2 protein-coding genes are annotated in these 1,834 nt (G+C 30.9%); both read left to right on the top strand.

The window, feature by feature from the left end; all coding sequences use genetic code 11:
• The first annotated feature begins 127 nt into the window (after positions 1-127).
• On the top strand, positions 128-1,048 hold the full coding sequence (locus BUB37_RS21190) for a hypothetical protein (protein ID WP_072996073.1): 921 nt from the start codon (positions 128-130) through the stop codon (positions 1,046-1,048).
• Positions 1,041-1,718: an ABC transporter ATP-binding protein gene (locus tag BUB37_RS21195; RefSeq protein WP_072996075.1), complete on the top strand. Its 678-nt coding sequence runs from the start codon at positions 1,041-1,043 to the stop codon at positions 1,716-1,718. Before BUB37_RS21190 ends, BUB37_RS21195 begins: the two co-directional genes overlap by 8 nt.
• Positions 1,719-1,834 lie beyond the last annotated feature (116 nt).

A 1,834-nucleotide genomic window follows, 5' to 3' on the forward strand; every position in this document is an offset into this window, starting at 1 on the left:
AAAAAAAAGAAAAAGCAAAACCAAAAACTTTAGCTTTGTGCGCAGACGGAAACGAAAAGTTTCCTTGCCCCCGCACTACGCTTAGCCGAACCGTTACAAGCCATTATAAAAAGAGACGAAGCATAAAATGAAAGATTATTTTGAATTACAATATGTGCTGACAAACCGAAAGATTAAGGAAGCAGGACTTAATCCTCTTTTAGGCTATCTTTTGGCGTTAACTGCTTTTGTTTTGCTTTCAGAATACATTTTCCAAAAGACAGAGTTTTCCAAATACTTTGTAATCTTAACTTGTCTTAGTTTACAATTCAAACTATCTGAAAAAAATAGAACAGATTTTCTACTTTCAACTTTCGGAGATAAAACAAAAATGAGAATAAGAATTATCGAGAATCTTATCCTTTATATGCCTTTTTTTTCTATTCTACTATACAAAAGTTTTATCATTGAAGCCAGTATTCTATTTTTATGTTCGATTATTCTTGCCTTATTCTCTTTTCACTCCAATTTCAATCTAACAATCCCAACGCCATTTTCTAAAAAACCATTTGAATTTTCAACAGGTTTTAGAAAGACCTTTTTAATATTTCCTGTTGCCTATGCTTTGACAGTTATAGCCATAAATGTTGACAATCTTAATTTGGGGATTTTCGCTTTTCTTTTGGTTTTCTTAACCTCTTTTAGTTACTACCACAAGCCTGAGCAAGAATATTATGTTTGGGTTCACGCAGAAACGCCCAAAGTTTTTTTAAAGAATAAAGTTTTAAACGCATCCAAAAACACTACTCTTTTAGCTATTCCAATCATAATTAGTCTTTTAGTATTTTATCCAAGCGAATTTGAATTGATTTTAGTCTTTTTCTTGATTGGACTTTTATTCCTTTGGACAGTTATTCTTGCTAAATATTCTGCTTATCCAGGAGAGATGAATTTACCAGAAGGAATAATAATTGCATTTAGCCTTTATTTTCCGCCTTTGTTATTGGCTATCATTCCATTTTTTTATACAAAGTCTATTAATAAGCTAAAATATTTACTGAATGATTAAAATTAATGGGCTAAGTAAAAGTTACGGTAAAAACGAAGTTTTGAAAAACATTTCAATGATGTTTTCAAAAGGAAAAGTTTATGGAATTGTTGGCGAAAACGGAGCAGGAAAAACAACACTATTTAGATGTATTGCAGGTTTAGAAAGTTATAATGGAGAAATAATTTCCGAACATTCGCCTTTAAAAAATCATTTAGGATTACTTCTGACAGACCCTTTCTTTTTCTCTAAGATAACAGGCAAAGAATACATCAGACTACTTTGTAATGCCCGTGACAAGTCTAATTTAGAATTGGAGAGCAAGAATATTTTTGACTTACCACTCAATCAATATGCTTCAACTTACTCGACAGGAATGAAGAAAAAACTGGCAATCACCGCTATTCTACTTCAAGAAAACGAATACTTTATCCTTGACGAACCTTTTAATGGGGTTGACATTCAGAGCAATATCATATTGATAGAAATAATTTTAAAGCTTAAAGAGCTGAATAAAATAGTATTAATTTCTTCACATATTTTTTCAACTTTAAGTGATACTTGTGACGAAATACATCTTTTGAGAAAAGGAGAACAAATTAAATCAGTTCAAAAGTCCGAGTTTAAACACTTAGAACAAGAAATGAAAGAAATTACAATTGGAAACCGAATTGACAAACTTGAACTATAATAGAATAACGGCTTGTAACAGCGTGTCCTATGAAAAGCCATAGTCCAGTTCTCTAAAGTTAATCAATATTTTCTTTTTGCCTTAAACCACCTTTTTTATTTTAAAATAACTTGCTC

It is taken from the genome of Pseudozobellia thermophila (assembly GCF_900141855.1).
Lineage (GTDB): Bacteria > Bacteroidota > Bacteroidia > Flavobacteriales > Flavobacteriaceae > Pseudozobellia > Pseudozobellia thermophila.